At 69.5% G+C, this 25,826-nt stretch carries 23 protein-coding genes; 14 read left to right on the top strand and 9 right to left on the bottom strand.

The genetic code is table 11. From position 1 onward, the window contains the following. Positions 1–135 precede the first annotated feature (135 nt). Entirely contained in the window at positions 136–363 is a 228-nt protein-coding gene (locus tag AB0I66_RS01300) for a hypothetical protein (RefSeq protein ID WP_363205594.1), read from the bottom strand. A gap of 223 nt (positions 364–586) precedes the next feature. Here AB0I66_RS01300 and AB0I66_RS01295 point away from each other — a divergent pair, with 223 nt between their 5' ends. The 3 genes from AB0I66_RS01295 to AB0I66_RS01285 all read left to right on the top strand — a co-directional run bounded on the left by AB0I66_RS01295 (position 587) and on the right by AB0I66_RS01285 (position 3,073). Next, the gene (locus AB0I66_RS01295; RefSeq protein WP_363205593.1) at positions 587–748 is read left to right on the top strand and encodes a hypothetical protein; all 162 of its coding nucleotides are present in this window, start codon (positions 587–589) and stop codon (positions 746–748) included. A 118-nt stretch (positions 749–866) separates the two neighbouring features. Continuing rightward, positions 867–1,799, top strand: coding sequence for a hypothetical protein (locus tag AB0I66_RS01290; protein WP_363205592.1), 933 nt, complete (start codon positions 867–869; stop codon positions 1,797–1,799). A 191-nt stretch (positions 1,800–1,990) separates the two neighbouring features. Next, a complete protein-coding gene (locus AB0I66_RS01285) occupies positions 1,991–3,073 on the top strand; it encodes an FAD-binding oxidoreductase (protein ID WP_363205591.1) in 1,083 nt (360 codons plus the stop codon). A gap of 48 nt (positions 3,074–3,121) precedes the next feature. On the opposite strand, the gene AB0I66_RS01280 is transcribed toward AB0I66_RS01285, so the two are convergent. Both AB0I66_RS01280 and AB0I66_RS01275 read right to left on the bottom strand, forming a co-directional pair. Further along, positions 3,122–4,006 carry an aldo/keto reductase gene (locus tag AB0I66_RS01280; RefSeq protein WP_363205590.1) on the bottom strand — a complete coding sequence of 295 codons (885 nt, stop codon included), beginning with the start codon at positions 4,004–4,006 and terminating at the stop codon, positions 3,122–3,124. Between the two features lie 12 nt (positions 4,007–4,018). Next, positions 4,019–4,978 (bottom strand): NAD-dependent epimerase/dehydratase family protein, encoded by a 960-nt coding sequence (locus AB0I66_RS01275; RefSeq protein WP_363205589.1) that lies wholly within the window; start codon positions 4,976–4,978, stop codon positions 4,019–4,021. A gap of 71 nt (positions 4,979–5,049) precedes the next feature. Between AB0I66_RS01275 and AB0I66_RS01270 the strand changes: the two genes are divergently transcribed. Next, complete coding sequence (locus AB0I66_RS01270) at positions 5,050–5,958, top strand: LysR family transcriptional regulator (RefSeq protein WP_363205588.1); 909 nt, start codon at positions 5,050–5,052, stop codon at positions 5,956–5,958. A gap of 213 nt (positions 5,959–6,171) precedes the next feature. Further along, positions 6,172–6,924, top strand: coding sequence for a dienelactone hydrolase family protein (locus tag AB0I66_RS01265; protein WP_363205587.1), 753 nt, complete (start codon positions 6,172–6,174; stop codon positions 6,922–6,924). Positions 6,925–7,060: 136 nt separating this feature from the next. On the opposite strand, the gene AB0I66_RS01260 is transcribed toward AB0I66_RS01265, so the two are convergent. Then, a complete protein-coding gene (locus tag AB0I66_RS01260) occupies positions 7,061–7,663 on the bottom strand; it encodes a TetR/AcrR family transcriptional regulator (protein WP_363205586.1) in 603 nt (200 codons plus the stop codon). 84 nt (positions 7,664–7,747) lie between these two features. Between AB0I66_RS01260 and AB0I66_RS01255 the strand changes: the two genes are divergently transcribed. Next, complete coding sequence (locus AB0I66_RS01255; RefSeq protein ID WP_363205585.1) at positions 7,748–8,485, top strand: SDR family oxidoreductase; 738 nt, start codon at positions 7,748–7,750, stop codon at positions 8,483–8,485. A gap of 182 nt (positions 8,486–8,667) precedes the next feature. Next, complete coding sequence (locus AB0I66_RS01250; protein ID WP_363205584.1) at positions 8,668–8,868, top strand: hypothetical protein; 201 nt, start codon at positions 8,668–8,670, stop codon at positions 8,866–8,868. 64 nt (positions 8,869–8,932) lie between these two features. Here the strand turns inward: AB0I66_RS01250 and AB0I66_RS01245 are convergent, their stop codons facing one another. Beyond that, on the bottom strand, positions 8,933–9,874 hold the full coding sequence (locus AB0I66_RS01245) for a LysR family transcriptional regulator (protein WP_363205583.1): 942 nt from the start codon (positions 9,872–9,874) through the stop codon (positions 8,933–8,935). 193 nt (positions 9,875–10,067) lie between these two features. Between AB0I66_RS01245 and AB0I66_RS01240 the strand changes: the two genes are divergently transcribed. Beyond that, entirely contained in the window at positions 10,068–10,616 is a 549-nt protein-coding gene (locus AB0I66_RS01240; RefSeq protein WP_363205582.1) for a sugar O-acetyltransferase, read from the top strand. A gap of 171 nt (positions 10,617–10,787) precedes the next feature. Here the strand turns inward: AB0I66_RS01240 and AB0I66_RS01235 are convergent, their stop codons facing one another. Next, positions 10,788–11,420 (bottom strand): TetR family transcriptional regulator, encoded by a 633-nt coding sequence (locus AB0I66_RS01235; protein WP_363205581.1) that lies wholly within the window; start codon positions 11,418–11,420, stop codon positions 10,788–10,790. A gap of 61 nt (positions 11,421–11,481) precedes the next feature. Between AB0I66_RS01235 and AB0I66_RS01230 the strand changes: the two genes are divergently transcribed. Beyond that, on the top strand, positions 11,482–12,246 hold the full coding sequence (locus AB0I66_RS01230; protein ID WP_363205580.1) for an SDR family oxidoreductase: 765 nt from the start codon (positions 11,482–11,484) through the stop codon (positions 12,244–12,246). Positions 12,247–12,314: 68 nt separating this feature from the next. Here AB0I66_RS01230 and AB0I66_RS01225 read toward each other — a convergent pair whose 3' ends face one another. Together AB0I66_RS01225 and AB0I66_RS01220 are read right to left on the bottom strand one after the other, a co-directional pair. Continuing rightward, positions 12,315–13,130 carry a DUF4253 domain-containing protein gene (locus AB0I66_RS01225; protein ID WP_363205579.1) on the bottom strand — a complete coding sequence of 272 codons (816 nt, stop codon included), beginning with the start codon at positions 13,128–13,130 and terminating at the stop codon, positions 12,315–12,317. Positions 13,131–13,167: 37 nt separating this feature from the next. Beyond that, positions 13,168–15,882, bottom strand: coding sequence for a LuxR family transcriptional regulator (locus tag AB0I66_RS01220; RefSeq protein WP_363205578.1), 2,715 nt, complete (start codon positions 15,880–15,882; stop codon positions 13,168–13,170). Positions 15,883–16,129: 247 nt separating this feature from the next. On the opposite strand from AB0I66_RS01220, the gene AB0I66_RS01215 reads away from it, so the two are divergent. After that, a complete protein-coding gene (locus tag AB0I66_RS01215) occupies positions 16,130–17,881 on the top strand; it encodes a putative Ig domain-containing protein (protein ID WP_363205577.1) in 1,752 nt (583 codons plus the stop codon). A 116-nt stretch (positions 17,882–17,997) separates the two neighbouring features. Here the strand turns inward: AB0I66_RS01215 and AB0I66_RS01210 are convergent, their stop codons facing one another. Further along, positions 17,998–20,088 carry a DUF6351 family protein gene (locus AB0I66_RS01210; protein WP_363205576.1) on the bottom strand — a complete coding sequence of 697 codons (2,091 nt, stop codon included), beginning with the start codon at positions 20,086–20,088 and terminating at the stop codon, positions 17,998–18,000. A 178-nt stretch (positions 20,089–20,266) separates the two neighbouring features. On the opposite strand from AB0I66_RS01210, the gene AB0I66_RS01205 reads away from it, so the two are divergent. From AB0I66_RS01205 to AB0I66_RS01190, 4 genes are all read left to right on the top strand, one after another. Further along, positions 20,267–21,436 carry a TetR family transcriptional regulator gene (locus tag AB0I66_RS01205; protein ID WP_363205575.1) on the top strand — a complete coding sequence of 390 codons (1,170 nt, stop codon included), beginning with the start codon at positions 20,267–20,269 and terminating at the stop codon, positions 21,434–21,436. 95 nt (positions 21,437–21,531) lie between these two features. Beyond that, positions 21,532–23,016: a carboxylesterase family protein gene (locus AB0I66_RS01200; protein WP_363205574.1), complete on the top strand. Its 1,485-nt coding sequence runs from the start codon at positions 21,532–21,534 to the stop codon at positions 23,014–23,016. Beyond that, on the top strand, positions 23,013–24,239 hold the full coding sequence (locus AB0I66_RS01195) for an MFS transporter (RefSeq protein WP_363205573.1): 1,227 nt from the start codon (positions 23,013–23,015) through the stop codon (positions 24,237–24,239). The genes AB0I66_RS01200 and AB0I66_RS01195 overlap by 4 nt, the downstream gene beginning before the upstream one ends. A 22-nt stretch (positions 24,240–24,261) precedes the next feature. Then, positions 24,262–25,800, top strand: a complete 1,539-nt coding sequence (locus tag AB0I66_RS01190) for a long-chain fatty acid--CoA ligase (protein WP_363205572.1) — start codon at positions 24,262–24,264, stop codon at positions 25,798–25,800. Positions 25,801–25,826 lie beyond the last annotated feature (26 nt).

Genomic DNA, 25,826 nt, shown 5'->3' with positions numbered 1-25,826 from the left:
TCGTGGCGAAGATGCGGGTCCTGCGGTCCTTGGCGTTGCCCTGCCCGAAGCAGTACGTGGTTCGGGGAACCTGCCTGAATGGCAAGGTCCTCACCGTCTAGGCGGGTTGATGCCGGGCCGGGCCGTCCGGCCGTTTCAGGGTTTGGTGTGTTGCTGTCGTCGATGCCTTCGGTTGGCGATCAGGAGGCAGGCGAACGCCACGCATATGAGGGCGGCGACGGCGATTTCTCCCGCCGCGTCGCCGTCCACGACTCGCCACACCAGGACGGCGACGCTCAGGCAGAGCATCGGCCAGTAGAACCAGGGCACCCAGCGTGCTCCCGGCCGGGCCCAGGCCGGAGCTTCGGATCGTCTCGTCACCATGCACCTCCTGCCGACCCGTATGCCCGTGGGGCCTCTCCACAACCGCCTCTGGTGACCGGCCCGCGCCAAGTGACGCCCGCAGGGAACCGCACCCGAATATCGAGGAGGCCCGTCTGCTCGCTCTTTCGTGACCCGCTGGGCGGTCCTTGCGTTGGCAGCGCAGAACTCCTTCCATCGCCGCCCCCCGCTTACGGGGACGGCTCCGAACAGGTCAGGACAGCTTGTGAACGCGCAGATCATCTACCTTGCCGACGACATCGAGAGCGAAACTGGCGGCGTGATGGCCCTCGACCAGAGGACCGGTGCCGTCGCCTGGGGCCCTACCCGTGCTGAAGCAGAATCCCGGGTTCGCGAGAGTCAGCACGCGGAGCGCCCGGGCAGCTGAGGACGGGGTCAGCCCGAGGGCGCAGACAGTTGATCGGCGGCTCTCTGCCGGTCGCAGCCTGACGCGATGTCAGTGCGGCGCGCCACACTGGTCACCAGTCGATCAGTAGGGGGCCGGTGTGGCGTTCAGGGCGGTGCACGCGCAGTGGGGGACCGTGTTCGCTCATCTGCCCGATCTCGGATGTGGGCAGAGCTGGGAGGCAGTGTGGAAGGTCCGGCCGCCCGCACCGATCACCTGCGACGAGTGCCGGCACCCGATGTACGCGAAGACCTCCCGCAGCGGCCTGCGCTTCTTCGCGCATGCTCCGGGCGCCCCCACCTGTGCGCTGGGACTGGAGTCCGTCGCCCATCACTTGCTCAAGCTCGAACTCGCCACGGCTGCCCGCGAGGCGGGTGCGCATGCCGAGCTCGAGTTCCCCGGCCCCGGAGGAGCCTGGCGGGCCGACGTACTGGCCAGTGACCCCTCGGGCGGCTGGAAGATCGCGCTCGAAGCCCAGCTGTCCCCGATCACCGGCGGCGAGATAGCCACCCGGACCGAGCGCATGGCCGCCGACGGTGTCTCCTCGATCTGGTTCAGCGACCGGCGCCGGCCTCCCTGGCTGGGCACCGTGCCATCGATACGCCTGGAGAGGGTGGATGGCGACGGGGACCTGACCGTTGCCGAGGGCCTGGCGAAGTTCGCCGATGAAGGCTGGTCGGCGGTCTCCGCCTCTCTGCCCGACTTCCTCGACTGGGTGTTCACGCGTCGCATCGTCGCGCACGCCCCGCGCATTCCCTTGCGGCCCCCGCAGCGTGCCCTCGCCTCGGTGTGGACGGCACCGCGATATGTCGGAGCCGAGAAAGCCCGACTCCCACCGGCTTTTCACGTCCCCGCCTGCACCTGCACTGCCCCGCAGCTCGTAGCGCAATTTCAGAACGCCCTGTACGCCGCGCAACCGAGCGACCGGATGGGTCCCGGTGCCGCACATCTCCGAGCGTACTGCCAGGTATGTGAGGGTAGGTACGAGAAGCCATGGCGCCGCACCGGCAGCGAACCCATGCCGATGGTGTAGCTCTGCCATCGCGTCGGCGCGATGCTCCCGCTCGGCCGCACGAGCCGACGTCGGGCGCGCAAGCGTCTCGTATCAAAACCCGTTGCACAGGCCGGGCACCGAACCGAATGTGTCTCTACGGATGCAGTTCACAGGCGGTTGCAGTTCCTCGCTCTGAACGGTCGTGGACCCACCGGTAAGGACAGGACCTCATGTCAGCCGTAGCTGTTGTCGGTGCGGGAATCGTCGGCTCCTCAGTGGCCTACCACCTTGCACGCCGAGGCGTCCCCGTCACCCTGCTCGAGCAAGGACCCGCCCCGGCCGCCGGGGTCACCGGAAACTCCTTTGCCTGGATCAGAGGCGCGGGGGGCCATTGGCCCGGCGGTGCCCAGGACCTCCGCGAGTACGTCCTGGCGGACTACCAACGCCTGGAGGAGGAGCTCCCCCCACTGCCCGACCTGCCCCACCTGCCTCATGTCGCTGTTCGCCGGACCGGGTCGCTGTCCTGGGGCGACACTCCCGATGAGACTCAGCGGCTGGAGCCAGGCCAGGTCCGCATAGGGCGGAGCGACATCGCGGTGCTGGAGCCCAACCTCCGACACCCACCCGACCAGGCCATCCACACCCCGAGCGATGCAGGCGTCGACCCAGCAGCATTGGCCCGCGCCCTCGTGGCAGCCGCCATCGCCCACGGGGCAACTATGCTCCCCCACACGGCCGTTACCTCCCTGCAGGTGACCAACGGCCGCGTCGAGGGAGTGCTGTCGTCGACGGGATTCCACGCCGCCGAGACCGTCGTCCTCACGGCGGGGATCCATGTCCCCGAGCTCTGCAAGCCGCTGTCTGTCGACTTGCCCATCGCGGCCTCCCCGGCCACGCTCGCGCGGGTCGCCGCGCCGCCCGGCATGGTCAAGACCATCGTGGCCAGACCTGACTTCGAGGTCCGAGAGGTTCGGCATGGCGAGCTCTTGATGGTCCTGCCGCAGCACGGTGAAGGCATGACTGCTGCGGTCTCGGAGCAGGCTGCGGGGCATGCGCTCCAGCGCCTCAAGGCAACCTTTCGCGGAAGCGACCGGTGCCGCCTGCTGGGCCACCGCACCGGCATGCGCCCCATGCCTGCGCACGGGCCCGTCATCGGATACGTGACACGCGATCGATCCGTGTACGTCGCCGTCATGCATTCCGCCATCAGCTTGGCCCCCACCGCCGGACGGCTCATCGCGGACGAACTCGTGACCGGCAGCCCGCCCCCTGACCTACGGCGCTGTCGCCCGACGACCGGCACCACCTCGTAAGGGCAGACGTGCGACATACGAACCGATGCTTGGCGTCCTTGCGCCGGTTCACCTCACGAGAGCGTCCTCCAACTGATTCTGTTCTGCCTCGCTCAGTTCAAGTTCAGCCGCCCCCGCGGAGTCCCGGATCGATTCCGGACGGCTGGCGCCCGGCACGGGAATCATCGCCGGGGAACGGGTCAACAGCCAGGCCAGTGTGACCTGTTGAGGGGTGACACCGCGCTCGGCTGCGATGCGGTGGAAGGCGGTGCTGGTCCCGGCCGGCCCGGAGGGGCCGTCCAGAGAGCTTCGCGAGATGCCGCCCAGCGGGCTCCACGGCAGGAAGGCCAGACCCAGTTGGGTGCTCAGTTGCAGCTCGGGCTCGCTGTCGCGGACAGCGGGGGAGTACTGGTTCTGTACGGAGACCAGGCCCTCGCCCAGGATGGCGTGCGCCTCGCGGATTTGATCGGTGCTGACGTTGGAGATCCCGGCGGATCGGATGGTGCCGGCGTCGAGCAGTTCGCGCAGCGCGCCCACGGAATCCGCCCAAGGAACGGCAGGGTCGGGCTTGTGCAGCTGGTACAGGCCGATGGCTTCCCCGCCCAGGCGTCGGAGGGAGGCTTCGGCGGCGTGCTTGAGGTGGGAGGGGGTGGCGGTGATGGTCCAGCTGCCGTCGCCGGGGCGGCCCCGGCCGCCCTTGGTGGCGATGAGCAGGTGGGAGGTGTCGCCTCCGTAGCGGGACAGGGCGCGGGCGATGAGGAGCTCGTTGTGGCCGGCTTCGTCGGCGTGCCAGTGGTAGCTGTCGGCCGTGTCGATGAGCGTGACCCCGGCGTCCAGGGCCGCGTGGATGGTGGCGATGGCCCGCTGCTCGTCCGGGCGGTGCTCGATGGACAGCGGCATGGCGCCCAGGCCGACGGCGCTCACGGAGGTATGCCCGATGGTGCGGTAGCGCATGGGTGTCTGTCCTCAGATTGTGGTGGTGGCAGCGGGGGCTTCGGCGGCGACCTCGGCGACGGCTTCGGCGACGGCTTCGGGGAGCCAATGTGCGGTGTGGGAGAAGCGGAAGCCCAGTTCCTGTGCGCGGGCGTTGCTCATGGCGTAGTGGCGGTCGAAGGAGAACGGTGAGGCCGGCTCACCCACCCCGACGCTGCGGTAAGAGGCTTCCGCGCCGGTCTGTGCGGCGATCACAGCACTCAGGGCGCGGACATCGAGTGGGCCGTCGGAGCATGCGTTGAGCGGGCCCGTGAAGTCGGTGGCCGTGGCCGCCCACAGCAGCAGGTCGGCCAGCTCCCGGTAATGGATGAAGACCGTGGGCAGGGCCTGGGCGTGCACGGTGATCTGCGTGCCCTGGGTGATGTGCTCGATGTAGTGCGCCAGCCGGCCCGTGAACTCCTGCGGGCCGCCGCCAAGTACGTGGGCGCTGCGCACGGCGGCGAAGTCGAACCCGCGATGCTGCGCGAAGACAGCCTCCGCCTGACGCTTGCCCTCGGCGTAGTGAGCCTCCAGGTATGCCGTGTCGTGCCAGGGCAGGTCCATCTGCACCCGCCAAGTGGTCGGATCCACCGTCTGTTCAGGGACCGGAGTCCCGGCCGGGACGTCGGGCAGTGCGGCGGTGGCCGGATCGTAGACCTCGATCGTGGAGGTCATGACGTAGCGCCGGGTGCGGCCGTTGAAGGCGCGGGCGGCGATCGCGGCCTGTATCGGTGTGTAGCAGACCTGGTCAACGACCACATCGAAGCTGCGGTCGCCCAATGCGGCGACCAGGGCAGCCTCGTCGTCGCGGTCGGCGACGAGGTGCTCGACCCCTGGCGGTGGTGGGGTGGATCCGCGGTTGATCACATTGACCTGGTGGCCTGCCGCGTGCAGGAGTTGCACCAGGAGCTTGCCGAAGTAGCGGCTTCCGCCGATGACGCAGATTCTTTGCATGCCCCTCATCCTGAACACCTAAGGTCGTCAGTAGAAGTGCCTGCTTACTGGCTACGTATTAAGGAATACTGTTGATTGATGTGCAGCGGCTCAGAGTCCTGCGGGCGGTGGCCGAACACGGCAGCTTCAACCAGGCGGCGGCAGCTCTTCTCCTCACCCCCTCCGCCGTCTCCCAGCACATCGCCGCACTCGAACGCAGCCTCGGCGCCCAGGTTGTCGCGCGCAGCACCCGCGGAGTCACCCTGACCCCGGCCGGGCGGATCATGGTGGGGGCTGCGGAGTCGGTCGCGGCGGAACTCGTCCACGCCAAGCAGCAAGTCGACCAACTCGGCGGCGGTCGCTCCCAGATCACCGTCGCCACCTTCACCAGCGGAGGCAGGCTCCTGCTGCCCGGCGCCCTCGCCCACCTGGCCGCCGCCCACCCCGACACCGTGGTCCACGTCAGGGAAGCCGAGCCCGAGGACAGCCTGCCGCTGGTCCGCCAGGGCGCCGTTGACGTCGCCCTGGCCTACCACTTCGACGGCCCGCTGCCCGGCCGCCTCGGCCCAAGCTCCAGCCTGGAGTGGACGGCACTCATGGAAGATCCGCTGCATGTCGTCCTGCCCGAGGCTCATCGGCTGGCCGACCGCGCCTCACTCGACATCGCTGAACTTGCCGCCGAACCCTGGGTGCTTGGCTGCCTCAAGACCGAGGCGTACCTGCGCCGGTACGCCGAACGCGCCGGCTTCGACCCGGAGGTGCGCAGCACGACGACCGACTACTTCTTCGCCCGCTCGCTGGTCGCCGCAGGCGTGGGAATCTCACTGATCCCCTCCATCGCTCTGACCCCGCATACAGCAGGAGTACGCACCCTCCCCATCACACCGCCGATTCCGACCCGACACATCGGCGCAGCCACGATCGTCCGCCGCCGCCATCCCGAGGTCATGACCCTGATACAGGCACTGCAGGAACAGGCGGGAACGCTGGAGGCAGTCTGACCTGTGAAGAAGCTTCCCGGTGGGTTAAGCTGCGCGGCGATGACTACCGGGACGGCCTTGCGCCACACACAGACTGGTTACCCGGTGCTCTTCTGAGCGCCGAACGGGCCGGAGTGGGCCCGCTGTTCGACCGAGGGTCTCGCGCTGCCGCGCGGGCTCCGCCTCCGTCGTGTTGATCTCAGGTGCCACACATCAACCACGACAGGAGAAGTCATGCCCACCAAGACGTTGCAGATTCCCACCGCGGACGGCCAGGCCGACGCTTTCGCTGCCTTCCCCGATGACGGCGAGCGGCACCCGGGGGTGCTGCTGTACGCGGACGCCTTCGGCATGCGGCCCGTGCTGGCGGAGATGGCCCGGGAATTGGCCGAGCGCGGGTACTACGTGCTCATCCCCAACTACTTCTACCGGAACGGCCCGGCGCCGATTGTCGAACTTCCCGCATTCATCGGAGAAGAGGCACGGCCCGCGATCCTCGCCCAGTTGATGCCTTTGATCGAGGAGCACATCGCCGGCGAGCGTGTCGCGAGCGACGCGGACGCCTACCTCAAATTCCTGACCGCGCAACCCGAGGTCGCCGCCGGGCCGGTGGCCGTGACCGGCTACTGCATCGGCGGTCTCCTCGCGCTGCGCACCGCCGCCTCGGCCCGCCCTGGCCAGGTGGCCGCCGTAGCCGGATTTCATTGCCCTGTGGTCGCGGACGGGCCTGGGGGCCTGCACGCCTTCCTCTCGAAGATCACCGCACGGGTGCACCTCGGCCACGCCGAAACAGACCTGACACCCGAGGCCCTCGGCGAGCTCAACCAGGCTTTGGACACCGCAGGTGTCGACCACACCTCCGAGATCTACCCCGGCACCGTCCACGGCTTCACCATGGCCGACACCGACGCCTTCAACGCCGCTGGGTTGAAGCGCCATTGGGAGCGCCTGCTCGATCTCCTGGACCGGACGCTGGCCAAGAGCTGAGGCCTCGACTCACCAACGCGCGCACGCCCTCACGTCGCTGCCCGGACGCCTCGGTGGCGAGTGGCTCGGTCGTCACTCGTCATCTGGCGGGCGCGGCATCCCGTCGCGCGGCCTGCCTGCGCCCGGTCGCGAGGCGTCAGCGCCCCTTGGACATCGGCAGGACCGCCAGCGCGGTGTCTGCGACGTTCCGCACCGCTTCCGGGTCCAGGCCGGCCTTGCCCACTGCCTCGATACCGCGGACCACCGTCAGCAGCAGTGCCGCCAACCGCTCCGGGTCCGCGGCGGCATCGATGTCTCCGTGGCGCTGGGCGGCGCTGATCTCCGTCCGCAGCAGAGTCAGCAGCGCCGTCATGGTCTCGGCCGACCGCTTGGCTACCGTCGGGTCGTGCTGGGCCAGCTCCGCCACGCCCTTGGCCATCAGGCACCCGCGGCGCTCGGTGTCGGAGGCGGTGTTCTCCGCCATCAGGTGTACGTAGGCCGACAGCCGGGCCAAGGCTTCTGCGTCCGGTCCACCCGTCAGCCGCCCGTCGGCCACTTCGACGACCGCGGTGCACCAGTCGCCGAACACACGGTGGAACAACTTGCCCTTGTCGCCGAATGCGCCGTACAGGCTGCCCTTGCCCAGGCCGGTCGCCTGGGCGATGTCGTCCATGCGGGTTCCCGCGTAGCCGGTCGCCCAGAACTGTTCCCGGGCCCGCTCCAGGACTTGGCGTTCGTCGAATGCGCGTGGTCTCGGCATGTCGTCAGCGTATCCATTCTTGACTCGATCGTCCATTACTGCTTACGTTCTGGACGATCGATTCCACAACTGAAGGGGTTCGACATGCCAGGCGTACTGCAGGACAAGGTGGCCGTGATCACCGGAGGGACCAGCGGGATCGGGCTGGCCATCGCTCACCGCTTCATCCGGGAGGGCGCACGGGTCTTCGTGACCGGCCGGGACGCCGACCGCATCGAGGCGGCAGTCAAGGAGATGGGCCCAGCGGCCACCGGCGTACGGTCCGACGTCTCGGTCCTGGCCGACCTGGACGCGCTCTACGCGCGAGTCCGCGAGGAGGCCGGACGCATCGACGTGCTGGTGGCCAACGCGGGAATCGTCGCGGACGCCGCGCTCGGCGCCCACACCGAGGCGAACGTCGACCTGACGCTCGCCGTCAACGTCAAGGGGCCACTGTTCACCGTCCAGAAGGCGCTTCCGCTGCTCGCGGAGAACGCCTCCATCCTGGTCGTCGGCTCGAGCAACAGCGTGCGGCCCAATGAGCAACTCGAGGTCTACAGCGCCTCGAAGGCGGCGGTGAGCAACCTCGTGCACAACTGGTCCCGGCAGTCGCGGGAGCGCCGGTTCCGGGTCAACGTGCTCAGCCCGGGGCCCACACGTACCCCTGGCCTGCTGGGTGCCGCGGGGCCGGGCGTCGACCAGTTCGCCGAGGCCGTCGTACCACTGGGTCGGCTGGCCGACGCCGAGGAGATCGCCGAGGCCGCCCTCTTCCTGGCTTCGGACGCCTCGTCGTTCGTCACGGGCGCGGAACTCTTCGCGGACGGCGGCTATACCCGGGCCTGAGACGGCGGGTCGACCGAAGCCGGCTGCGTGTGGGGCGTCACTTTCCAGGCGACCTTTCCAATTGAGCCATGGACAGGTGCTGATCCGGCCCCAATTGCTGGTTCTCGGCAAGCGGCTTCCCGTCGACACCCCCCACCCCTATGGTGATACGGATACGAAAGCGTGCCTGGGGGGTGAGACCGATGGCCTTGACGGAGATCGCCGTAGCTGTGATCACGACCGGACCTGCCTACATTGCGGTCTGGCTGACCGTGCGCAATGCCCAAGCCGGCCCGGCGCAGCAGCAGACGTGCGCGCATGCCGCCCTCTGTCAGCAGTGCGAGGATCGAACCCCGCCGGACAGCATGAAGGGCATTCGTGAGGGTTGGGCTCTCGCGGTCTGACCTGTCTTTGTCGCCGTATCCCGGTGGGCCTGCTGCTCCGCATCAACAGCGTGAATCAGGTGCGTCAAGGCTGGGTGGGACGGCTCCAACTTGGCGCCCAGACATCGCTGTTGGAGCGGCCGGGATACGCGGCGCCGAGATGACGGCGCAGGGCGTCGAGGGACGGGTGCGGATTGTGCGTGCGCCAAATCAGCGAGTGGGGATAGACCGGGGTCGGGTCTCTGAGGGGAATGCGGCGCAGGGTGTGCCCGATGGGCCACACCAGGGGGGTCTGTTCGCTGACGAAGGTCGCCAGCGTCGCGGAGCCGGCGATGGTGTCGAGCAGGGCCTCTATGCCGAAGTCCGGTCCCACTGAGTCGATGATGATGTCGAAGGCGGAGGCGAGTTCGGCGTAATAGGCGTCCCATTCGGTGCCGGGCAGATTGCCGGGCATCCAGATGTGCCGGCCGGCGAGTTGGGCGGGCCTGAGCGTGGGGGCGTTGGTGAATTCATGCCGTGCTCCGGTGAACAGGTGCAGGGGTTCATCGAAGACGGGAGTGGCCTCCACGTCCGGGGGGAGTTGCTGGCCCGGCATGCTCACGGCGCGGAACGTCGCGTCGATCGTCCCGTCCCGCACCGCGGTGATGGCCGCGTCGGAGTCGAACAGCGTCACGACGTCCAACTCGATCTCGGGGTGCGCGTGATGGAAGCCGCGCAGCAGCCCTGTCAGGGAGAGCTGGCGGCCGATCACGTCGACGCGCAGGGCCCGATGCCCCGGCCGCACGGACGCGACAGCGCGCTCCGCCGAGCCGAGAAAGGAGCGGGCGTGCGGCAGGAACGCCTGCCCGTCGATGGTGAGCCGTGCCCCGCGGGCGTCACGGGTGAAGAGCTGGACACCGAGCTCCTTCTCCAGAGTGGCAACGCGCTTGGACACGGCTTGCGGCGTGATCCGCAGGTCGACGGCAGCCTCTTGAAACTGCCCCGCGTCCGCTACGGCGACGAAGGTGCGCACGGCCATGACGTCCATGCGCCGCAGTCTAGTCGGACAACCAATCGTTGTTCATGCCGGTGGTGATCGTTGTTTGATTCCTGCGCGCTCCGGTCGCTTTGATGATTCGGGTCGACCTCCGGTCAACGTCTGGTTGCTCAACTGGCGTGTCCGGCAGGTGTCATCGTTCAACGGCTACGCGCCCTCAGGCGCCCCATCGCGAGGACCTTCCATGCCTGACCTGAACCGTCTCTACGTCCGCACTCCCGAGTTCGCGCGGGTAGCCGAGCGGATCGAGCACGTGACCACACTTACCTCTCGGCTCAACGTCCTGCCCTTCGACGACAAAGTCACCCGCGCGGCCCTGCTCTCCGAGATCATCGGCAAGCCGGTACCGGACTCTGTCACCGTCTATCCGCCCTTCTACACCGATCATGGGCTCCGCATCGAGTTCGGGAAGCACGTCTTCGTCAACCAGAGCTGCACCTTCCTGGACCAGGGCGGCATCTACCTGGGCGACGGCGTCCTGATCGGCCCGAAGACCAACCTCATCTCCTCCGACCACCCCCTCACGATGCCGGAGCGCAGCGATTTCATCACCCGTGCACCCATCACGATCGGAGCCAACGCATGGCTCGGCGCCGACGTGACAGTGCTCCCCGGCGTCACGATCGGACAGGGTGCCGTGGTCGGCGCCGGTTCCGTCGTCACGAAGGATGTTCCCCCGAACACCCTGGTGACCGGCCCGGCCGCGTGCGCGCGCAAGCGTTGGAACGATTGAGGGCGGAGGAAAGCCGAGCCCCTCACCGCCGGGCGGTCACAGCCTTGATGGTCGTCCGTCACCCACAGACTCTGCCAGTAGCCCGCACCAGGTGGGCACGGCGCAACCCCGGCTTCGGTCGTCCAGAGTGGAGTGATCGCGCTTCCTGGCCGCCTGCAAGCATCTGTCGCTTCACCTGCCGTGATCTTCGGCGACGGCGATGTCGCCGAAGGACGCGGCGAGTGCCTGCGCGATCAGGTCGGGCAGCTTCGTCCGGCCGTTGTCCTGCGCCCAGCGGGTGAGTGCTGTGTGCATCGCGGCCAGGCAGGCGGCGGTGGCCGCGTGGGCGCCGAACGTTGCGTCGGGGTCGGTCGCGTCGTCCCCGAGGGCGTCGACGATGGCCTGCTGCAGCGCGTACTGGCTGTCCAGGTGCCTGGCCCGCAGCGCGGGCGTCGAGACCATGAGCCGCAGGCAGTCCAGCAAGAACCGTTCGTTCGCCGCCAGTTGGTCGCCGTCGTCGGAGGTCAGTGCCGTGGCGGCGTCGATCAGTGCGCCGCCGACGCGACGCACCAGGGGGTGCGCTGCCTGCGACGCGGCGACCCGCTCGGCGATGAGCTGGGCCGGCTGCTCGATGAGGACAAGGTCTTCCTTGGTGGGGAAGTGCCGGTAGACGGTCATGGCCGAGACGCCGGCGGCCGCGGCGACATCGGCCACCGTCACCGCGTCGTAGCCGCGGTCGGTGAACAGCTGTACGGCGTGTGTCTGAATCGTGCGCCGCGTCTCGGATCGCTGTCGCTCCCGCAGAGTCGGTTCTCGCTCACTCATGTGATAGACACTACCTCAATGTTAGTGACTAACGTGAAATGGGGTGGGTGGCATGGGTGGCATGAGCGATCTTGCCGAGAGGACGGCGCTCGTGACGGGCGCGTCGCGCGGCATCGGGCAGGCGATCGCGGCCCGGCTGGCGGCCGAAGGAGTCATGGTCATCGTGCACTTCGGCACGGACGAGAGCGGGGCGGCGGCGACGGTCGAGGCGATAGAAAGGGCCGGTGGGAGCGCCCTAGCCGTCCGGGCCGAGCTGGGTGTGGACGGCGACATCGAAACGCTTTTCGCCGGTGTGGAGGCTGCGTTGGCCGGTCGGCCGCTCGACATTCTCGTCAACAATGCCGCGGCCGGGCCGGCCGGTCCGCTCGGTGTGACGACCCGGGCGCAGTTCGATCACCTCTTCGCGGTGAACGTGCGAGCCCCGTACTTCATCATCGAGCGTGCCCTGCCGCTGCTGCGCGATGGCGGCCGCATCCTCACGATCTCATCGGTGGCCACCCGCATGGCCAACCCCACGCAGACCTCCTTCGCGATGACGAAGGGCGCGGTCGAGACCATGAGCAAGACCCTGGCCAACCAACTCGGGGCCCGCGGGATCACGGTGAACGCGGTCGCCCCGGGAGCGACCAGGACGCCGACCAACGGAGACGTCTTCGACCTGCCGGGCCTCACCGAACAGATCACCGACATGACAGCGCTCGACCGACTGGGCGGCCCCGGCGACGTCGCCGACGCGGTCGCCTTCCTCGCCTCCGACGCCGCCCGCTGGATCACCGGCCAGGTCATCGACGCAAGCGGCGGCCTGTTTCTCGGGCCACGCGTCTGAGCGGCGAGGCGCGAGGGTGACCTTCCGGGCCCCGACCTGTCGGCGTCCCCCACGTGAGCCAGGAGGAATCAGTCCCACCAGAACGTCCAGCAGTTGAGGCCGATCAGGTCCTCGGCGTAGGACTCCAGGTCTCGGTGCCGGCCCTGCCAAATGTTGTCGGGGCAGAGCGCGAAGTGCTCGGCTGCAACAGCCAGGGCATGCTCAGGCCTGATGGGGGGAGAGGCGACGCTGAGGTGAAGGGTGCTGAGACCGACGCCGACGACGCGGACGCCGAAGCGTTGCTCCCAGTCGCGGATGATGGCCCCGAACTTGGCCGTGTCGTTGTCATAGTTGGCCGGGCCCATCCAGCCGGCCGCGGCGAGCGCGTCCGCGCCCCGGGACGCGGCGACAAGCCCGAGGCGTGCGTGCGGCTTCTGGGTCAGGAAGATTCGTGCGTATAGATCCGCCGTCTCGTCTGCGTCGGCCTGGGTGTGCGGCGGCGGGGCGGGAGCGATGCCGGGCCACGTCCGGCCGAAGGGGGCCGTGATGGCCAGCCGTTTCTCCGCGGTGAGCTGGTCGTCCTCCTCGTCCGTGGCGGTGTAGTCGCACCACCAGCCGCCGAGGAGCGCCTCCGGGTTGTGATCCGCCGGAGCTGACATGAGCTCCGGCCACAGTTCACCGCAGCCCCAAGGGCGAAAGTCGTCGTCCTGCGGGCCAGCGGAATCGAGCAGAAGTGGCCATAGCCCGGAGTCGGCGTGCACGGCACGCAGCCGGGACCACAGGTCCTGCGTGGGCGACGTGTCGCTCAACCACAGTGGCTGGACCTTGCCGGCGCCCTCATCCGAAGTGATCATGCGGCCTGGCGGCAGCGCAATGCCGTGGGGCAGGTGGGTTTCGAAGTTCACGGGCGGATGCTAAGCCCGCGCACTGACAATCCAGTTTCTACGTCCGCATCCGCAAGGCCAGTTGGGTGCGGGATGTCAGGGCGAGTTTGCGGTAGATGCGGCTCAGGTGGGCCTCGACCGTCTTGATGGAGATGAAGAGTGTGTTGGCCACTTCCCGGTTGGATGCCCCGGAGGCGACCTGTCGGGCTATGTCCGCCTCGACCTGCGTCAGTTCTTGGCCCGGATCGGTCGGCGTGGTGCGGTCGAGTCGGTGGAGGAGGAGGTGGGTGCGCTCGGCGCGGTAGGTCGCCTGGGCCTGTGTGTAGAGGTCGTGGGCGTGTTCCCGGTGGCGTCGTGCGGCTGCGGCCCGGCGTCGTTTTTGCTCTGCTTGCCCCAGCAGAACCAAGGTGTGTGCGTGCTCAAGGGGCAGGTGCGACGCGTCGAAGGCGAGGGCTGCTTCGGCCAGACGGTCGGCTGCCTCGTCGGTCCGGTGGTGGTGGAGGTCGATCCGAGCCCGGCTGCGGAGCAGGGCCGCGATGACAACCGGGGCCGGCTGCGGGTGCTCCTCCGTGAGCCGGGTGAGGAAGTGCTCGGCCTGGTCCGGTTGGCCGGACAGGGTGAGTGCGTCCGCGTACAGATGGTGCCATTTGAAGGCTGCCAGATCGGCAGTACGTTGCTGCTGTTCGAGGCGGGCCACCTCACTCAAAGCGGCCGCCGCCGCCTCGAATTGGTGGAGGCACAGCAGCGCCTGGGCCAAGGCGTGCAGGTTGCGCGCCGTGAAGATGCTGTCCTCTTCCTCCTTGGACTGCTGCAGACCCCATCGGGCCGTGGTGGCGGCGTGGCCGGGCCCCTCCCTCTCGACCTGTACGAGGGCATGCGTGGCGCAGGCGGGCCCGGGGGAGAGGTGCAGCGTACGGGCGAGGTGCAGGGCGCGTCGGCTCCACCCTTCGGCGGCGGCGACGTTGCCCCGACGCAGGTCGCTCTCGGCGAGACTGCGCCAGATCTCCTGGAGGTCCTCCGCGCTTCCCGTCGCCTCGGCATGCCCGAGCAGATGATGCAGGCCGCTCTGCGCTGTCGGGTGGTCGTCGTCGTAGAGCGCGTGACGAAGCCGCAAGTAATGCGGGCTGTAGCGGAGTTGTCCCGACGGCGGGTCAGGGCTGATCGCGAGCGCTCGGGCGAGGGTGGCCTTGGCGTCCCCGCGGTGGATGAGGCGTTCGATGCGGGCCTGCATGGTCAGGGCGGCTGCCTCGATGTCCGGCCGTGCGGAGGACCGGGCGTCCAGCACCGCCTGCTCGGCCGCGGCCAGGGACTCCTGGGGGCGGCCCGCGATGTTGTGCCGGATGGCCGTGCAGAGCCCGAGCCGGGCGCGCAGCGAGGGGTGAGAACGGGTCAGGGCCGTCAGACGGGCCAAGGTCGCGCTCTGGTTCTCCAGTCCTTGGCCGTGCGCCTCAAGGAGCGCCAGCAGTGCTTCCGCCTCGGCGTCGGGGGCGCGCAGCAGGGTCAGTGCGGCGACGGCACGCGAGGCGAGGTCGGCGTCTCCGGCGTCCGCCGCGTCCCGGCAGGCCTGGAGCCACCGTTCCAGAAGGAGAGGCCGGTCACTGGCGGCGGTACGGCACGCCGCCAGTTGCATGAGTTCGGCGGCAAGGCCCGGCTCGGCGCAGGTCCGGGCTGTGCGGGCCGCGGCCACACCGTCCTGGGCGGCTCGTTCATCGGGGCCGGCCGTGGCCAACAGGCGATGCCGGGCTGCGGCGAGGGGGTCCGCGGTGGCGGCGGCCAGAGCGTGATGGAGGGCTGCCCGTTCGGTGGGTCCGATCGCGAACTCGGCGTGCTGTCGCAGTAGTTCGGAGGCGAAGGAGACTGTCCCCGAGGGGCTGCGGGTGATCAGGCCCGCTCTGCCCGCCCGGTCCACGTCGCGCTCGGCGTCGGCGTACCCGCAGGCACAGAACAGTGCGGCATCGGCCGACCGGGTCAGCGCCAGCGCGGTGAGGGTGCCCCGCCACGACGAGGGGACCGACTGCCACCATGCCTGCGCCAGGCGGGCCGGCTCGGTTGTGGGCCCGCGGTCCGTGCTCAGTGCGCTCGCAGCAGCACGGGCCAGCAGCGGATGGCCGCCGCTGTCACGGTGCACGGAGGCGGCGTGCCCGGCGGAGATGCCCTGCGCCACCAAGGCCGCGGCGACCTCGGCCTCGGTCAGCATCCGGAGCTCGGCCCAGGGGATGTGGCCCCCACCGAGCACGGCACTCTGCTCACCCGAGACGCAGCGGGCGGACGGAAGGGAGAAAGCCACCCGCAGGCGGGAGGCGGGAAGAGTGCGGCAGCAGAAGTCCAGTACCTCCAGGCTCAGTTGGTCGGCCAGATGTGCGTCGTCGATCAGGACCGTCCAGCCTTCGGCACCGTCGTCGAGGCACAACTGCCGGACAGCCCTTGCCGTGGAGGCGACCGTCGGCGGTTTGGCCTCGCAGAGCTCCGGGCGCAGGCCGACGGGCAACCCTGCCTCCAGCGACGCCGGCAACATCCCGGCCAACTGCGCGAGCAGTCCGTACGGTTCTTCCTCCAGCTGCCTGCTCCCCGCCAGCGGCAGGCATCGGGTGGCCTCCGCGGCGTCGGCGCGCCGGGCCAACTCGCGCAGCACGTACGACTTTCCCGTGCCCCAGGGCCCACTCACCACGACGCGGCCCAGGACACGCAGGTCAGCCTCCGCCTCCCGCACCACCCGGCCCTGCTCCGGCCACCACACGTCGTTCGCGTCGGGCCCCTCCCACACCTCGGTCACGCCCGTGAGCCTAGGTTCTGGGACGCAGCCCATCCAGCACGGATCTCGCGTGCAAGGGAAAACCCTGAGGCCCTTGTCGGAACCGGCGCTCTCCTGTCCTGGCCCAGGACGTGACGCCAGGGACTTCTCTGATGGTCGCAGGTGGCTGGAGCCACGAGGCTGCACGGCTATCGGTCCTCGTCACGCCGCGACAGACACAACAGCCTTGCGCCGCGACAGCCACAGCAGAAAGGCCCCCATCGTGCCCATGCCCAGCACCCCTCGTAGCATCCCTCGCAGCGTCACGCTACGCGCTGCCCTCGCCGGCACCCTCGCGTGCCTCACCCTCGCCGCGCTTCCGCAACTCGCCGTCGCACAGGGCGATTCCGCTCCCCAGCCCCCGGCTCCTGGTCTCCTGTCCGCCCTGCAGCGCGACTTGAACCTGACGGCGGAGCAGGCCCGTACCCGTATCGCCGACGAGAGAGCGGCCAGCGACGTGGCCACCCGACTCGGCGCCACCCTCGGCGACCGGATCGTCGGCCTGTGGTTCGACGGGACGTCGGGACGGTTGCACGCCAACGTCAACAGTTCGGCCGACGTGTCGAGCGCCGAACGGCTCGGCGCCATCGCCCACCGCACCGCCTACACCCCACGCCAGTTGACCGAGGCCCTCGCCGTGGTCCGCGGACAGGTCCGCGACGTCCCCGGAGTCGTCTCCTGGGGCGTTGACCAGCGTTCCGGCCGTATCGCCGTCGTCACCGCCGCCGACCGGCACACCAAGGAAACCGGGCGTCTCGTCGAGCGGCTGCGCAGCCTGGGAGGCATCGTCAGTCACTCCACGGTCGCTGACGCGCCGCGTCAGCAGCAGGGCAGCGTCGTCGGCGGCGAGAAGTGGATACCCGGCAGCGAGAGTCCCTGTTCCGTCGGCTTCTCGGTGACCGCATCCGGTGGCACGAAGGGCTTCCTCACCGCCGGACACTGCACCAACGACGCCAACCAACCCGCTTACGGCAAGGACGGCAGCCGTCTGGGCACCTCCAACCAAGGCGGAAGTCACAGCATCAACGCACGCGAAGGCGACTTCGGCCTCGTGGCCGTCGACCAGGCCGGATGGGACCTGTCACCGAAGGTGTCCGGCTACGGGCAGGGCGACGTCACTGTCACCGGCTCCGCCGAGGGCGTCGTCGGACAGAGCGTCTGCCGCTCCGGCCAGACAAGCGGCTGGCGTTGCGGGGAGATCACCAAGGTCAACCAGAGCGTCGACTACGGCAACGTCGTCATCGACGGCCTCTCCTGGACGGACGCCTGCTCCTCCGGCGGAGACTCCGGGGGCTCCTACGTCACCGCCGCCGGTGGCAGGGCCGTAGGGCTCCACTCGGGTGGCGGCAGCGCCACCTGCGGAAGCTCCGGCGCGACCAACACCATCTTCCAGCCGGTCAACGAAGCCCTGCAGAAGTGGAACCTGACCCTGGCCACCGGCAACCCACAGCCCGGTGAGGTCACCGTCGGCGCCGTGAGCGACCAGAGCGGCACGGTGGGGCAGAGCGCCGCCCTGAACAACACCGTTCAGGGCGGCACGGCTCCCTATAAGTGGAGCGCCTCGGGGCTGCCCTCGGGCCTGCGGATCGACGCGGGTACCGGAACCGTCACCGGGACACCCACCACGGCAGGCACCAGCACAGTGACCCTCACGGCCACCGATGCCGCCGGGAAGACCGGCAGCACCACGTTCGCCTGGACCATCAGCGCGCCCGGCGGCGGCACCCTCACCCTGACGCATCCCGGCAACCAGACCGTCTACACCGGGCGCCCCTACTCCCTGCCCCTGACCGCAGGCGGCGGAACCGGAGCCCGCACCTTCACCGCCACCGGCTTGCCCGCGGGCCTGGCCATCAACGCCACCACGGGCACGATCTCGGGCCCCCCCACGGCCTGGGGCATCCACACCAGCCGGATCACCGTCAAGGACGGCGCGGGCAAGACCGCGGCCATCACTCTCAGCTGGTACGTCTTCAACTAGGAACGTAGGGCCCGCGTCCACCCGCTGGCTGGAGGCTCCGCACGGGGGGTGCCTCCAGCCAGCGCGCGACGTCCGCCCGCGCGGCGTCGGCCAGGGCCCGGCCCGAAGCTGCTGCCTCAGCGGCGGCTGTAGTCGATCCAGGTGCTCGGCCGCTCGTTCTGGCCGGGGCCCGGCCGGGTGTAGTCGCAGACGCCCTTGGGGAAGGTCTCGCGCAGTTGCTCCCTTTCGGCCCGGGTGAAGCTCACGCGGTAGGCGTCGAAGTCCACCGGCCGCAGCGCGCATTTGAGCGCGGTCTCGGCCAGCGGCTCGCCGGCCTGCAGCCGCGGGTCCGCGCTGATGGGGTACTCATCGGCGCAGGGTCCGCTGGCCGGGTAGGTCAGCGGGGCGTGCACCCGCTTGGTGGGGGTCAGGTAGCAGCCGTCCGAGAGACCGGCGGGCTTGTTCGCGAGGACCTTGGCCTGCTTGTCGCGGGAGGAGCCGTCCGCACCGATGTTGGTCAGCCAGCGGTCCATCGACCTCAGCACGTAGGCGTCCGCGGTCTGCGCCTCGCTCAGCGCCAGCTTGCTCTCGATGATCACATGGTTGGCGGAGGTTCCGTTGGCTGCCCGCAACCGGGCCCGCGTGACGTAGGACCAGTGTGCGGTGTGGACGTCGAGCGGCACCCGGTCCGAGTAGATGCGGTGATCGATGATCGGCGTGCCGCGCAGGCCAAGCCGCATGCTGTTGAGCAGGTCGTCACGGTAGGCGGCCTTCAGCGCCCGCGGATCGGCCTGCGAACGCCGGGCCACCGGGGCGCCCTTGTCGTCGAAGCCGCCGATGGCGGAATTGAGCGCGATGAACTGCGCCGGGCTGATCTGCTTGCTGTTGAGTGCCTTGAGGCCGTACTGCACCCCGATGTTGTCCAGGGTGCTGCGCACGAAGCCGGTCTTGGGGTCGCGGCCGAACTGGTTGGCGTAGGCCTCCAGCATCGTGCATTTCACGCCGCGGGGATTGGTGGTGGCGTTCCACAGCGCCGTCACGGGGATCGACTTGTCGCAGCGCTTGGTGGGGGTACGGATGTCGATGCTGTCCGAACCGATGCAGCTGCCGTACTCCAGGATCCCGGTCACCGCGTCGCGCTGCTGGGGAGTCAACGAGCCGCCGGCCCCGGCGAAGTAGCGTACGAGCAGCTTGCAGTCGGCGGCGAAGCTCTTCTCCAGCGTGAACGCGTCCGGGAAGCCGGCCAGCGGGATGATCCCGTCCAGGATCCCCGGGTAGGAGTCGGCGATGGTGTACTGCTGGATGGCGCCGCCGGACCCGCCCCAGCCGATCGTGTGCTTCACCGGCCCGTAGGTCTCGACGAAGTGTTCCTTCACCATCATCGCCGTCTCCGCAGAGAGGGGGATGCTGCAGTTGTTCTCCAGCACGTTGAGGGTGGAGGAGGCCACCGCGTAACCGCGGGACAGGAAGGTGTCGTTGAGTACGCCGCCGGTCTGCGCGCCCTGGTGGTGTCCGCCCGAACAGCCGCCGCCGAAGACGTAGACCAGTCTGCCGTTCCAGCCCTTCTCCTGCCTCAGGGGCGTGGGGTCGCCGCCGTCGTGGAGAGCGGCCGTCTCATAGACGGCGCGGTTGATGGTGCCGGTCTCGATGCGGACGATGTAGGGCACCTTCCGGCCGCCCACGGTCGCGGTGGCGAGGTCGGCCGGGCGCTGGTCCGGATCGGCGAGAGGGATGAACGTTCCGAGTTTGCTGCGGTACTTGTAGCTGACCTTGGTGGGGGCGGAGCAGTGCGGCTGTGTGGCGGGGGCCAGGCCGAACGCGGTGGTCTCGCAGTAGAACGGCGTGGCCTGCTTGCTGGAGAAGACGGGGCCGGTGGACCGGTGGTTCGTGAGGGTGCGGGAGGAGGTGAGTCCGTCGGCCTGCGCGGTGATGCGATTGCGGCCGTTCTTGAGGTCGCTGACCAGGCCGAGGAGGGTTCCGTCCGGCTGCCGCTGAAAACCGCCGGCCGCGCGCCCGTTCACCGTCACTCGCACCGGGTCCTGGTGACCTGCCGTCGTGATCTGCAAGAGCGCGTCGCCGCCGCTGATCTGGCCTCGGTCCGGAGCTGATGCGATCGCGATGCGGGGTGGTGGCTCCTCTGCGCCCGCCGCCATGTGTTCGGGGGTCAGCATCATGGCCGCCATGACGGCGCAGGCGAAGAACGCCACGCGATGGAGTCTGCTGCGCATACTCATCCTCTCTTGGCACGAATGTCTTGGCACGAACATGACATTGCAGAGGACCGGTTCTCGCTCGCCGTCCTCGACCTTGCCGTGTGGGCTAACCGTGATTAACTTAGATGTGGCGGAGTGGGCACGGTCAAGAGGTGTGCAGCGGTAAGTGGTTAATTCGCAGTAGCCTACGGATGTGAGTACGCAACCAGTCAGGCGACCGGCCGACCGTAAAGCCCAGATCCTGCGAGCCGCGGCCGCGCAGTTCCATGAGCGCGGGTTCCACGAGGTGGGACTCGGGGACATCGCGGGCGCGGTGGGGATCTCCGCACCGGCGCTCTACCGGCACTTCCGGGGCAAGCACGACCTCCTGGCGGCGGTGGTGGCCGACGGCTTCGCCGTGATGAACGCCGCCGTGAGCGAGGCTGCCACGCTGGACGAGGCGGTGCGGTCCATGGCCGAGCTGTCCGTGGAACGCAGGGAGCTCGGCGTGCTCTGGGAGCGCGAGGTCCGGCATCTCCCCGAGCCGGTGCGCGGCGAGATGCGCCGCCAGTTCCGCACCCTTGTCGCTCGGCTCGAAGGGCTGCTCAAGGACCGGCGCGCCGATCTGGGCCCGGGGGACGCGGACCTGCTGACGTGGTCGATGGTCGCCGTGCTGGGCAGTCCTTCGCATGCACGGGCCACGCTGCCCGAGGGGCGCCTTGTCGCGCTCCTGGAACGGATGTCGCACACGGTCCTGACCGCGCAACTGTCGGCGGCTTCCGGTCTCCCGGCGCCCCGCAGCGCGGCGCCATCGGTGGAACTCTCCTCCGTCTCGCGGCGCGAGTCCCTGGTGACCGCGGCGACCAGGTTCTTCGGGCGGCAGGGGTTCCACGAGGTGGGGCTCGGTGAGATCGGCGCCGCGGCCGGGATCGCGGGCCCGAGCGTGTACAAGCACTTCGCCAGCAAGAGTGACCTGCTGTACGCCGCACTCAATCGCGGGGCCCAGGCCCTGCAACTCGCCCTCACGGAGGCCATGGCGTCTTCGGACGGACCCAGGGACGCGCTGACGGCGCTCCTTCGTTCGTACGTGGCGTTGGTGGCGACGCACACCGACCTCTTCGCCGCCCTGGTGACAGAGGTCATCCACCTCCCGGACGAGCAACGGCATGACGTGCGAAAGACCCAGCGTGACCACGTCCTGGAGTGGGTGCACCTGCTGGGGGAGTGCCGCCCCGACCTGAGCCGGGCCGAGCGACAGGCACTGGTCCATGCGGTGCTCGGCATGGTCAACGACGTGCTGCGCACCGGACACCTGCGCAGCAGGCCCGGACTCGCGCAGGACCTCGTCGTACTGGGTGAACGCCTCTTGCTGCCTGCCGACTAACCCCTCTCCGCTCCGGCCGCTGCCCTTGACAGTACCGCCCCGCGCCGTCATAAGTTAATCACGATTAGCCAGAGAGTGCGGCGAAGGGAAGGCAGATGGTGGACGTCCAGACACGCCTGACATCGGGCAGGATCCGAGGGCGGGCAGCCGACGGATACGCGGTGTTCCGCAACATCCCGTACGCCCGGCCACCCGTCGGTGACCTGCGATTCGCACCCCCGCAGCCGCCGCCGGCCTGGGACGGGGTCCGCGACGGCACCGTCCCCGGCCCCGGCTGTCCGCAGCCCACCGTCCCCGGGGCCGACCCCCTGGACCGGCACCTCAACCCGGCCACCACCGGCGAGGACTGCCTCACCCTGGAGGTCTGGACCCCCGACCCGAGCCGCTTCCTCGTCGGCCTGCCCGTCATGGTGTGGATCCACGGCGGCGGCTACGCCTTCGGCGCCGGATCCGCTCCGGGCTACGAGGGGTCGGCGTTCGCCCGGGACGGGGTGGTCTACGTGGCCATCAACTACCGGCTGAACGTGGAGGGCTTCCTGCCCGTGGCCGACCGCCCTGCCAACCTGGGGCTGCGCGACCAGGTGGCCGCACTGACCTGGGTGCGCGAAAACATCGCCGCGTTCGGCGGGGACCCGGACAACGTCACGATCTTCGGCCAGTCCGCCGGTGGGGTCAGCGTCATGAACCTGCTCGCGATGCCCTCGGCCCGGGGGCTGTTCCGCCGCGCCATCCCCCAGAGCGGCGTCTCCATGACGGAGGTGTCCCGCGAGCAGGCCCACGAGGCCACCGACCGGTTGGCCCAACTCCTCGGCGTACCGGCCACGGTGGCGGGCTTCGCCGGCGCGGATCCCGCCGCGACCCAGGACGCGGTGCTGCAATTCGCCCTGGAATACAACGAGGTGGAGCGATGGGGCGCGCAGTCGTTCCTCGTCAGTCCATTTCGGACGGTGCTCGACGAGGACACCCTTCCGCAGGACATCCCGGCGGCCCTGGCCGCCGGAGCCTCCGCGGACGTCGAGGTGCTCACCGGAACCACACGGGACGAGACCATCGGCTTCCTGGCCCAGCGCGGCCAACTCGGCCAACTGCAGGAGGGCTTCGCCGAACAGGCGCTGAAAACCTTCAACCTCACCCAGGACGACCTCGACGTCTACCGCAACGCTTCACGGCCCGGCGCGCAGCTGCTCGAACTGGTGCAGGCGGCCTGGACCGACTGGGCCTTCCGCATCCCCACACTCCGCCTCCTCGAAGCGCACCAAGGCCCGCACTGGGCGTATGAGTTCACCTGGCAGAGCCCCGCGCTGCCGCCCGGCAGCGGCGCCGTCCATGCCTTGGAGTTGCCCTTCGTCCACGACAATCTGGCCGCCGTCCCGGCCGCGTCCGGTCTGCTCGGTGATGAAGCGCCGCAGCAGCTGGCCACCGCCATGCACGATGCCTGGGTCGCGTTCGCCCACGGACACGGCCCCGGCTGGGACCGCTACGACACCGAGCGCCGCGTGACCATGCGCTTCGACGCCGAAAGCGGCCCCGTCGACGACCTGGCGGGCGCCGAGCGGCAACTGTGGCAAGGCATCCGATGAGTGCCCTCGCACCGCCGGCGTCGCGCCAGACACCCCTGCTGAGCGCCTACGCGGGCACACAGCTGACGATCGGCATGGCCATCACCGGCGTCGTCAGCGTGCTTATACCCAACCGGCTCGCCGAACTGGTCGGCGAACACGACAAGGTCGGCGCCCTGGGTCTGGCCATGGCTCTCGGCGCGGTGGCAGGCCTGGTGGCCCAGCCGCTGGCCGGAGCCCTGTCCGACCGCACCCGCAGCCGCTTCGGCCGTCGCACGCCCTGGGTGGTCGGCGGCGTCTTCGGCGGGGCCCTCTCGGTGCTGCTCCTGGGCGCGGCCCCCTCCCTGCTGTGGATCGCCGTGCTGTGGTGCCTGGCCCACGGCTGCTTCAACGTCGCGCTGGCCCCGCTGAGCGCGGTGATCCCGGACCGTACGCCTGAATCACGTCGCGGCATCTACTCAGCGCTCGGCGGTCTTGCCCTGTTCGGCGGTGGGCTGTTCGGTGTGGGCGTGGCATCGGCCTTCGGCATGGCCGCGGGATGCGCGGTGCTCGCCGGTGTCGCCCTGCTGGGCTGTGTGCTGTTCCCGCTGCTGGCGCGCGAGGAGCCCTTCGACGGAGCGCCGCCGCCGCGGGCCACGTTCAGGGAACTGCTGCGCGGGGTGTGGGTCGACCCGCGCCGGCACCCCGACTTCGCCTGGGCGTTCGTGGCCCGGTTCGCGATGGTGCTCGGCTACCAGTCGATCCTCTCCTTCCAGCTCTACATCCTGCAGGACCACATCGGCCTGACCCGACAGGAGGCGAACCGGGTCTTCCCGGCGGTCGTCCTGGTGCTGATGGTGGGCACCGTCATCGGTCTCGTGCCCGCGGGACTGGCCTCCGACCGCATGGGCCGGCGCAAGCCCCTCATCGTCCTGTCCTCGGTGACCATCGCCGTCAGCGCGCTCCTGCCCATGATCTCGCCGACCCTGCCGGTGAACTTCCTCGCCATGGCGCTGGCCGGTCTCGGCTGCGGCTGCTACCTGGCCGTCGACCAAGCCCTCATGACCCTGGTCCTGCCACGTCCGCAGGACAACGCCAAAGACCTCGGCATCCTCAACATCGCCAACGCCGGCGCCCAGGCCCTCGCCCCGGCCGTCGCCGCACTGGTCATCGGCATCGGCGGCTACTCCGCGCTCTACGCCCTGGCCGCACTGCTGGCCGTCATCTCCGCATGTGCCATCGCACCCATCACAGGCGTGCGATGACCGTCATACGAAGGGAGGCACCATGTTCCTCACCCAGCCCTTGCACCGCATGCTCCAGCAGACCCCCGACGCGCCGCTGACCGTCCACGGCGACCGCACCCGCACCGTACGCGCGTCGGGGGACCGCGTCTCCCGCCTCGCGGGCGCACTGCACGCCCTGCAGGTCACTGCGGGCGATCGGGTCGCGATCCTCGCCCACAACTCCGACCGCTACCACGAATACCTGCTGGCCACCTGGTGGGCCGGGGCCGCCGTCGTCCCCCTGAACATCCGCTGGAGCGCACAGGAGATCGGCTTCTCGCTGCACGACTGCGGCGCGCGCGTCCTGTTCGTCGACGACGCGTTCACCGACCAGGTCGCCCGCCTCGACGAACCGCCCGCCACGGTCGTGCACTGCGGCGACGGCCCGACACCGCACGGGATGCTCGCCTACGAGGACCTCATCGAGGCGACAGCGCCCGTCACCGACGTGTGCCGCGGGGGAGACGACTTGGCCGGTGTCTTCTACACCGGGGGCACCTCCGGAACACCCAAGGGCGTCATGCTCAGTCACACCAACATGGCCGTGTCCGCCCTGGGCAGCCAGGTCACCGGCCGGCTCGCCGCACCGGGCGGGCGCATGCTGCACTCGGCGCCGATGTTCCACCTGGCCGACCTCGCCCTGTGGGGCACGCAGAATCTCGTCGGCGGCTGCCATGTCATCCTTCCCGGATTCGAGGCCGCCGCGGTCCTGGCGGCGGTCCAGTCGCATCGCCCCACCTCCGCGCTGCTGGTACCCACCATGATCCAGGCGCTCGTCGACCACCCCGGCCTGGACGAACACGACCTGTCCAGCATGCGTTCCATCGTCTACGGCGCTTCGCCGATCCCCGAACCCGTCCTGAAGCGCGCCATGGACGCCTTCCCCGACGTCGCGTTCGTCCAGGCCTACGGGATGACCGAGGCCGCCCCCATCGCCACCCTGCTCACCGGCGAGGACCACCGAGAAGGCAGGCGACTGCGCTCGGCGGGCCGCGCGGCCGCGCACGGCGAGGTGAAGGTCATCGACCCCGGCGGCGCGGAGGTGCCGCGCGGCACTGTCGGCGAGATCGCCCTGCGCGGCGCCCACATCATGAGCGGCTACTGGGGCCGCCCCGAGGACAGCGCCCAAGTCCTGCGCGCGGGCTGGCTGTACACCGGTGATGGCGCCTACATGGACGACGACGGCTACGTCTTCGTCGTCGACCGGCTCAAAGACATGATCATCTCCGGGGGCGAGAACGTCTACTCCGCCGAGGTGGAGAACGCCATCGCCCAGCACCCGGCCGTCGCGGCCTGCGCCGTGATCGGCCTGCCCGACGACGACTGGGGAGAACGCGTCCACGCCGTCCTCGTCCTGCGCGAGGGCCACACCGCCACCGCGGACGAGATCCGCCGGCACACCAAGTCGCTCATCGCCGGCTACAAGGCCCCGCGCAGCGTCGAGTTCACCGACGCCCTCCCGCTGTCCCCGGCGGGAAAGATCCTCAAGCGCGAACTGCGCGCACCGCACTGGGAGCACAGCGACCGCTCGGTCCACTGAACACCTTCCGCACACCACTGGGACGG

The organism is Streptomyces sp. NPDC050439, assembly GCF_040655335.1.
Taxonomy (GTDB): domain Bacteria; phylum Actinomycetota; class Actinomycetes; order Streptomycetales; family Streptomycetaceae; genus Streptomyces.
The sequence above is the reverse complement of the archived record's forward strand: the minus strand, read 5'-3'. Positions and strand labels throughout refer to the sequence as shown.

Bases quoted from the DNA above. Each gene is read 5' to 3' on its own strand.
- AB0I66_RS01300 (WP_363205594.1), bottom strand. From the start codon at position 363: ATGGTGACGAGACGATCCGAAGCTCCGGCCTGGGCCCGGCCGGGAGCA.
- AB0I66_RS01285 (WP_363205591.1), top strand. From the start codon at position 1,991: ATGTCAGCCGTAGCTGTTGTCGGTGCGGGAATCGTCGGCTCCTCAGTG.
- AB0I66_RS01280 (WP_363205590.1), bottom strand. From the start codon at position 4,006: ATGCGCTACCGCACCATCGGGCATACCTCCGTGAGCGCCGTCGGCCTG.
- AB0I66_RS01275 (WP_363205589.1), bottom strand. From the start codon at position 4,978: ATGCAAAGAATCTGCGTCATCGGCGGAAGCCGCTACTTCGGCAAGCTC.
- AB0I66_RS01265 (WP_363205587.1), top strand. From the start codon at position 6,172: ATGCCCACCAAGACGTTGCAGATTCCCACCGCGGACGGCCAGGCCGAC.
- AB0I66_RS01260 (WP_363205586.1), bottom strand. From the start codon at position 7,663: ATGCCGAGACCACGCGCATTCGACGAACGCCAAGTCCTGGAGCGGGCC.
- AB0I66_RS01255 (WP_363205585.1), top strand. From the start codon at position 7,748: ATGCCAGGCGTACTGCAGGACAAGGTGGCCGTGATCACCGGAGGGACC.
- AB0I66_RS01250 (WP_363205584.1), top strand. From the start codon at position 8,668: ATGGCCTTGACGGAGATCGCCGTAGCTGTGATCACGACCGGACCTGCC.
- AB0I66_RS01245 (WP_363205583.1), bottom strand. From the start codon at position 9,874: ATGGACGTCATGGCCGTGCGCACCTTCGTCGCCGTAGCGGACGCGGGG.
- AB0I66_RS01240 (WP_363205582.1), top strand. From the start codon at position 10,068: ATGCCTGACCTGAACCGTCTCTACGTCCGCACTCCCGAGTTCGCGCGG.
- AB0I66_RS01235 (WP_363205581.1), bottom strand. From the start codon at position 11,420: ATGAGTGAGCGAGAACCGACTCTGCGGGAGCGACAGCGATCCGAGACG.
- AB0I66_RS01230 (WP_363205580.1), top strand. From the start codon at position 11,482: ATGAGCGATCTTGCCGAGAGGACGGCGCTCGTGACGGGCGCGTCGCGC.
- AB0I66_RS01215 (WP_363205577.1), top strand. From the start codon at position 16,130: ATGCCCAGCACCCCTCGTAGCATCCCTCGCAGCGTCACGCTACGCGCT.
- AB0I66_RS01210 (WP_363205576.1), bottom strand. From the start codon at position 20,088: ATGCGCAGCAGACTCCATCGCGTGGCGTTCTTCGCCTGCGCCGTCATG.
- AB0I66_RS01200 (WP_363205574.1), top strand. From the start codon at position 21,532: ATGGTGGACGTCCAGACACGCCTGACATCGGGCAGGATCCGAGGGCGG.
- AB0I66_RS01195 (WP_363205573.1), top strand. From the start codon at position 23,013: ATGAGTGCCCTCGCACCGCCGGCGTCGCGCCAGACACCCCTGCTGAGC.
- AB0I66_RS01190 (WP_363205572.1), top strand. From the start codon at position 24,262: ATGTTCCTCACCCAGCCCTTGCACCGCATGCTCCAGCAGACCCCCGAC.